Below are 6740 nucleotides of genomic sequence, written 5' to 3' on the forward strand. Positions count from 1 at the left end.
GGGTCTGTAAAGTTAGCGGTGTAACTGTGGCGAATCGGACTACTTGCGGCCTGCGGTGAGTCGGCCGTCGAAGGCGACGTCGAAGGCGTTGAGTGCGCCTTTCCAGCGGATGACCCAGCGCTTGCGGCCTTGCCCGGTGGGATCCAGGCTCATGACCGCCAGGTAGATGCACTTCAGCGCGGCGGTCTCGTTGGGGAAGTGGCCCCGGGCCCGAACCGCGCGGCGGATGCGGGCGTTGACGCTCTCGATGGCGTTGGTGGAGCAGATGACCCGGCGGATCTCGGCGTCGAAGGCCAGGAACGGCGTGAACTCGGCCCAGGCGTTCTCCCACAACCGGACGATCGCCGGATACCGGGCACCCCAGGCCTCGGCGAACTCCAGCCACCGTTCCGTGGCCGCGCCCTCGGTCGGAGCGGTGTAGACCGGCCGCAGCGCCTTCGCGACGGCGTCCCAGTCCTGCCGGGCGGCATAACGAAAACTGTTACGCAGCAGGTGAATCACGCAGGTCTGGACCACAGTGCGGGGCCAGACCTGCTCGATCGCGTCCGGCAGGCCCTTCAGCCCGTCGCAGACGGCCATGAGCACATCCTCGACACCCCGGTTCTTCAGCTCGGTGCAGACCTGGAGCCAGAACTTCGCCCCCTCACCGCCGTCCCCGACCCACAGACCCAGGATGTCGCGGGTGCCCTCGGCGGTCACGGCCAGCGCGAGGTAGATCGGCCGGTTCGCGACCTTCCCATCACGAATCTTCACGTTGATCGCGTCGAGGAACACCACCGGATACACCGGGTCCAACGGCCGGTTCTGCCACTCGGCCATGCCCTCCATCACCCGGTCGGTGATCGTGGAGATCGTCTGCTTCGAGACCTGCGCGCCGTACACCTCGGCCAGATGCGCGGAGATCTCCCCGGTGGTCAGCCCCTTCGCCGACAGCGACAGCACCAGGTCCTCGACCCCGGACAGCCGCCGCTGCCGCTTACGCACGATCGCCGGCTCGAACGAGCCAGCCCGATCCCGCGGCACGTCGATCTCGACCGGGCCCACATCGGTCAGCACGGTCTTCGACCGGCTGCCGTTGCGGGAGTTCCCACTGTTCGCGCCAGCCGGGTCGTGCCGGTCGTAGCCGAGATGGTCGGTGAGTTCCCCGTCGAGCGCGGACTCCAGCACGATCTTCGTCAGCTGCGCCAGCAGCCCACCCTCACCGGACAGCTGCACACCCTGCCCGCGGGCCTGGGCCACCAGTTGGGCGACCAGCGCGGGATCCAGCCCCGCCGGCGTCGCCTTCGATGTACGGGACCGGCCGGCAGGCTCCTGGGTAGACACCTCGGCAGTGTCCGTCATGTCGGTCATGATCGTCATCAGGTGTACTCCCTGATCAGGGTCACACCGTTACTTTTACAGGCCCACCCCGGTCGCTACCGCAGCCTGAAACAGCATCAACACGGGTCGCACCCGTGAATGGACACCCTGGGTTCGGTGGAGACCGGCATTTACGGTGGGCCGTTGGCGAGGCCGGCGACGAAGGCGATTCCATTCGGGGTGCCGAGGCCGGTGACGTCGTCGTAGCCGGATCTCAGGTTGATCGTCTGCGGCCGGTTGAAGGTCCGCAGCGCGACGCCATACCCGCCGGAGGGGTCTTCATTGTTGGCGTAGTACACGTCGACGACGGCGGTGGTGCGGTCGGAGCTCTTCGGGTCGGTGAAGGCAGGCGAGTTGGAAAGCCGGTACAGGGAGTAGTTGGCGAAGCCGAGAGGGCGGCCGGCGAGCTGGTTGGCGAGCACCGCGATGCCGACGACCAGCGGCGTTGCCAGACTGGTGCCGCCGAGCCGGTACTCGACGTACCGTGTGGCGCCGTCCGAGAAGCGCTGGGTCTGGCCGATCAGGTAGCCCGTGTAGGGGTCGGCAAGCGCCGCCACATCCGGGACAGCTCGCCCAGGCTGGTTGTCACCAAGGTAGGTAGAGATCGCCGGCGGTACTATGCCGACCTGGTAGCGGGGCTGCGGGAAGAGGCCGCTGACGCCCCCACCGCCGCCGGCCTCGAACGTCCCGGGTGCCGCAGGTTGCCAGGTGCGGTCGGCCAAGGCGGTTGAGGCGGTCTGCCAGCCCAGTTCGAACAGCCGCGATCCAGCCTGCGATATCCCGGCCGACGTCCCGCCGACCGCGGTCACCAGGGGGTCGGAGGCTGGGTGTTCCACGCCACGCGCGCCGGTGCGTGCCAGGTTGTCGCCGTCGTCTCCACTGGAGAAGAACAGCCCGATACCCTGCGCCGCCGCCTGCACGAAGATCGCATGGGCGGCGGCGAGGTCACCTGGCGGTTCGTCGTCGGCGAGAAAGCTGAACGAGCCGCTGACAACGTCAGCTAGCTGACCGTCAACCACTCGCTGGACGGCGTCGATCAGGTCGGTGCTCTGGCAGCTCGCCGCGGCCACGTACAAGATGCTGGCGCCGGGGGCCATCCCGTGTACCGCCTCGACGTCGAGCGTCTGTTCGGTCTGCCAGCGCTGCTCCTCGCAGAGGTCGCGGCTGAGCGGATCTTCGTGGCCGTAGGCGAACGCCGTGGGGAGGTCCTGCCGGAATTGGCCCGGGAGCAGTGGTGGCTCACCTCGCCGAGCGGCCCAGGTGTTGGTGTCGGCGACGATGGTCGGGGACGTGTAGGCGCCGACGATCGCCACTGTGCGGCCCCGGCCGTCCAGGCCGGTCCGCGTGAGGGCGTCGATACCGTAGAGGCTCCTGACCTGCTGGGGGGTGTAGCCGCAAACCGCCAACGGCAGGTCGGCGCCGTCGTTACCCGCCGGCACGTGCGCGGTGACGGGGTAGTCGGGCGAGTACTTCTCGCCGTGGTAACGCGAACAGATCGCCGGCTGGGCCGAGGCGGGCACCAGCGGCGCGGTGGCAGGAGCCGCCTGGGCCAGCGTCAGCCCGCCAATCGACAGGATGGCGCCCTCAAGCTGAGCCGGGACACTGAGCGCCGTCGACGGTGCCCGCGTCAGTTCCCCATTGTGTGCGTACAGCTTCAGTTCGGTGTCGAACGCCGCCTCGATCTGGGCACCGCTCCCACGCACCCGGATCGACCGGTTCGTGGCAGACACCGTGACGATCTGGAGGCCGTTGTCGGCCAGCCACGACCGGACGTCCTGAACGGTCTCGTCCGTGGCCGCATACCCCGTCTTGTATTGGGCCGGTGTGAGGAAGCGCTGGTATGCGACATTCGCCGGATCTGACACCGCCGCCGCGAACGCTTCGGCGGTGGCCGGGGCCCGTAAGGCTAGGTTCACGGTGAAGTCGAACTCCAGTCCGGAGGGGGTGTCACCGTGGGCGTTGTCAGCAGTCACCCAGCCCGGTACGGATCCTGTCAGCAGCGCGCGTAGCAGCTCTGGTGCGACATCGGTCACCAGCCCCGGCAGTATCATTAGCGCCGCCGTGGCCAGCGCCAATGATGTTCTCCGCCGCCCGCGCGATGACCGGTGACGGCCTCGCCGGTGGCGCCGGTGGCGCGTGCGGGGGTGCAGCGGCCGAACGGCCGAGCCTTCAGTCAACTGACATCACTGGGCGCACCCAAGTCGGCCGTCCTTACCTCGTGGTAGCCGCCAAGTCCGTTCCCGGCGACGGACTCGCCCGGTGACCCCAAAATTATCGCCGCCGCGGCAATCCGCATTCTCGAAGGCTTCGCGCGCCAAGGTGAGAGAATTGGCAAAGACTGAGACAGGTTCACGGTCTTCGTGGCTGCGGGCTCGTCCCGCGACCCACGGCCTGTGCTCCCACGCGGGTCCACGCGGGAGTACAGGCCGCCAGCCGGCACGGCGGCCCTATAGCCCGATCAGGGGTTACTCTCGTCCGGAGCCGACCATGCCGCGGTCACAGTGCTCGCCTACCGAAGAGAAACCAGGTAGCTGGAAAGGAACACCAGCCTGGTCGGCCCGGATGCCCGTCACTCGGTCCGGTAACCATATTTTCTTCAGTATCAGCAGGGGTTTCCGCCCTGGCCGGGAACTTTGGTGCACCCGTTCCCCGACCCGCGCACGGGACCCTTCGCGTTGGGATTTCCCAACTGGTGGGCCTGCTCATTGACGTTGGAGATCACCGTGCCCGACGGCGACGGCGTACCGGTCGTCTCGGCTGCGACGGTCAGGCCGCCGACGACGAGTGCCCCTCCGATCATCGTCGCTATCAGCGGCTTCTTGAACCACCTGGACCTAGTCATGAGAGGCCTATCGATGACGTTCTGCACGATCTTCATCTCCTTGTAGCCGTAGGAACCAAACTTGTCAGTTGAAACCGAAAATCGGAGGTGCTCTCCGGGGGGGGCTCGTGGCTGTCCCACTGGAACTGCCCGGCCGGGGTCGCCACGGTGTCGAGCTCGGTGCGGTGGCGACCCCGCTCGTCGTCGCCAAGGACCCGCATCGGCGCCGGCGGCCCCGCGGCGACCTTCACCCAGGCATCCACATTGATGCCCTTCTCTTACATAATGGTTCTCCTTCTTCTCGTCTCCACCTGCCGACGAAGACCCGGCGTGCGGCCCATACGGCCCTCGTTACCGAGGCCACCACGGCGTGCCAACACAGTGTCGGTCCGGTCGTCTTTTCGGGACAACCGCCAACCGTTGCGGGATTTCCGGCCTGGCTGCGTCATCCGGTGTGTCTGTACCCGGCGCAATGTTCCGCAAAGACAACAACAAAAGTGGCGACGGATTTACCGGGTCGGCGGGGTGAGGCGTCCTCAGATCCAGCGTTTCGCGCGGCGTTGAGTTGGATGGTGGCCACGTCGACGGCGTGGATGATCTCGTCGGTGTCAACGAAGGTCTGTCCGGCGAACCCAGCCCGGCGCAGCAGCCGCTACCAGCCCTCCTGGAGGTTGAGCCAGCAGGCGGCCTTGGGGCGGTGGCCATCGGGTGGCCAGCCCGGTGCCGACGGGGGCGTACTCCTGATCACCGGCCCCAGCCCGTCGGCGCGGATCACCGTGGCGCGCGCCGGCGGGTGGGTGTAGAGCTCGACGACAGCCACCCTTGTGGGGCGAAGTCGGGGTCCGCACTGTGCGCCCAGGAGCGGGCGTGCCGCCAGCGCGGAGTTTTCCATGCCATCAAGGCGACGGAATTTCCCGGTGCCGTATTTCGCCGCGTGTATGGATCGGCACGTCGGGTTCGAGCCGTGGCTGAGGCACAACTGTTTCCCCAAGGAGTCCAGGCGTGAACAGAGACCGGACAACTCCGACTGGTCGCTGGCTATCCTGTGTCCATGTTCGGACTCAGTCATCAACTCTCCCATTTGAATGCCGACGCGATCGAAACCTTGCGGGTGGTCAGATTCTTCGATATCTTGATCGCACGGCGGGCCTCACTCGACGCGCTGGTATGCAGCACTGCGGGATTAACCGAGTGTAATGCCGGGCTGCGTGACAAGCTCACCGGCCGGGTGGTGCGCTACAGCCCGCGGGGTACGACACCGGACGCTCCGGTGCTGCCCGTGGCGCGGCAGGAGGTCCGCATCGACGAGGAATCAGTCGGCGTGGTCTGGTTGGAGCGGTTCGGCGTGCTCGACCCGATGGACACGATGGTTCTCGAGCGGATGGCGTTCGCCGCCGGCGCGCTGTGGCCAGGCGGCGGTCCGGTGACACTGTCCGACCCGGCGCTTGTGGAGCTGGCGGTCTCCGCCACGGCGCAGGAAGCCGACCGGGCCCGGGCCGTCCGCCTGCTGGGATTTTCGGCTGGGGCGGAGGTGCGCGTCCTCGCGGTCAGGGCGGACGGCCATTGCACGGACGTGGCCGAGGTATTCAGGTCCCTCGGCAACTCGTCTGGCCGGTTGGCCCGCGGAGCGATGATCGGCCGGAACGCCGCCATGATTACGCAGGTGGCGGACAACCAGGTCCCACCGATCGCGGTACCCCCCGGAGTGCGGATCGGTGTCAGCGGGCGCGCCACGCTCAACGAGCTCGCCGAGTCCTGGCGCCAGGCGAGCACTGCAATCCGGTTCGCCGGCGTCCTCGGCCGGGGACCCGTGGTGCTGTTCGAAGAGCTGGGTTCCCTGGCCACTCTGGCAACGTTGCCACGTTCCGTCGTCGATGCCGATCAAGACGTCCGGCTGCTGCGAGAGCTCGCGAGGACTCCAGCGGGGCTGCGGGATCTAGCGGTCCTCGAAGCGTACCTGGCGACAGGGTCGCAGCGGAACGCCGCGGTCGCTCTGCACCGGCACCACAGCTCGGTCTCCCGGCAGCTGGAGGCCCTCACCACTCGCTACGGCCTGGATCTGAAGCGTCCCACCGACCGGATGCGCGCCGAGATGGCGTTCACCCTCAACGCGATCGCCGACTCCTGAGCCCCAATCCACCGCTCGATTTCTGTGATCTTCCGAGCGCTCACCCGAGACTGGTATGCGATCTCCGTCGATGGGTCTGTCTAGATAACGGTCGGGTAGCCCGGGGTGAGATCCCTCCGGGCTACCCGACCGCTGATGGCGGACACTCCCTCACGACCGCGTGATGCTCACCCCGGTAGAGACATCGGCGTTCCCGGCAGCCGCAGTTGGATGAAACCAGCGGGCGGGGTGCTCTATGACCGCGGTCAGTTCCCGGAATGCCGCTCCGGTGGCGCCCGGCGCGGGGCTGTATGTCGCTGCCTGGACGGTCGGCGTGCTCCATCGTGCCGATATGACTCGGGCTTGGAGCAGGTCTTCGAGGTCGGGTCGGAGGAGGGGGGCGATCTGGCCGAGGTAGCCGCCGAGGACCACGGTTGGTATGTCGAGAACATT

5 protein-coding genes are annotated in these 6740 nt (G+C 67.4%); 1 reads left to right on the top strand and 4 read right to left on the bottom strand.

Annotated features, from left to right (window positions below):
* Positions 1 to 39 precede the first annotated feature (39 nt).
* The 4 genes from AC559T_RS07300 to AC559T_RS07315 all read right to left on the bottom strand — a co-directional run bounded on the left by AC559T_RS07300 (position 40) and on the right by AC559T_RS07315 (position 5000).
* On the bottom strand, positions 40 to 1341 hold the full coding sequence (locus tag AC559T_RS07300) for an IS256 family transposase (protein ID WP_498868201.1): 1302 nt from the start codon (positions 1339 to 1341) through the stop codon (positions 40 to 42).
* A gap of 149 nt (positions 1342 to 1490) precedes the next feature.
* Positions 1491 to 3392, bottom strand: a complete 1902-nt coding sequence (locus tag AC559T_RS07305; RefSeq protein WP_498868202.1) for a S53 family peptidase — start codon at positions 3390 to 3392, stop codon at positions 1491 to 1493.
* A gap of 569 nt (positions 3393 to 3961) precedes the next feature.
* Complete coding sequence (locus tag AC559T_RS07310) at positions 3962 to 4237, bottom strand: hypothetical protein (protein ID WP_498868203.1); 276 nt, start codon at positions 4235 to 4237, stop codon at positions 3962 to 3964.
* Positions 4238 to 4832: 595 nt separating this feature from the next.
* Positions 4833 to 5000 carry a hypothetical protein gene (locus AC559T_RS07315; protein WP_498868204.1) on the bottom strand — a complete coding sequence of 56 codons (168 nt, stop codon included), beginning with the start codon at positions 4998 to 5000 and terminating at the stop codon, positions 4833 to 4835.
* Positions 5001 to 5312: 312 nt separating this feature from the next.
* Between AC559T_RS07315 and AC559T_RS07320 the strand changes: the two genes are divergently transcribed.
* The gene (locus tag AC559T_RS07320; RefSeq protein WP_498868205.1) at positions 5313 to 6308 is read left to right on the top strand and encodes a helix-turn-helix domain-containing protein; all 996 of its coding nucleotides are present in this window, start codon (positions 5313 to 5315) and stop codon (positions 6306 to 6308) included.
* The last annotated feature ends 432 nt before the right edge of the window (positions 6309 to 6740 follow it).

The organism is Frankia sp. Hr75.2, from assembly GCF_949319125.1.
Classification (GTDB): domain Bacteria; phylum Actinomycetota; class Actinomycetes; order Frankiales; family Frankiaceae; genus Parafrankia; species Parafrankia soli.

Coding starts and splice junctions, on each gene's coding strand:
- AC559T_RS07310 (WP_498868203.1), bottom strand. CDS start 4,237: ATGAAGATCGTGCAGAACGTCATCGATAGGCCTCTCATGACTAGGTCC.
- AC559T_RS07300 (WP_498868201.1), bottom strand. CDS start 1,341: ATGACGGACACTGCCGAGGTGTCTACCCAGGAGCCTGCCGGCCGGTCC.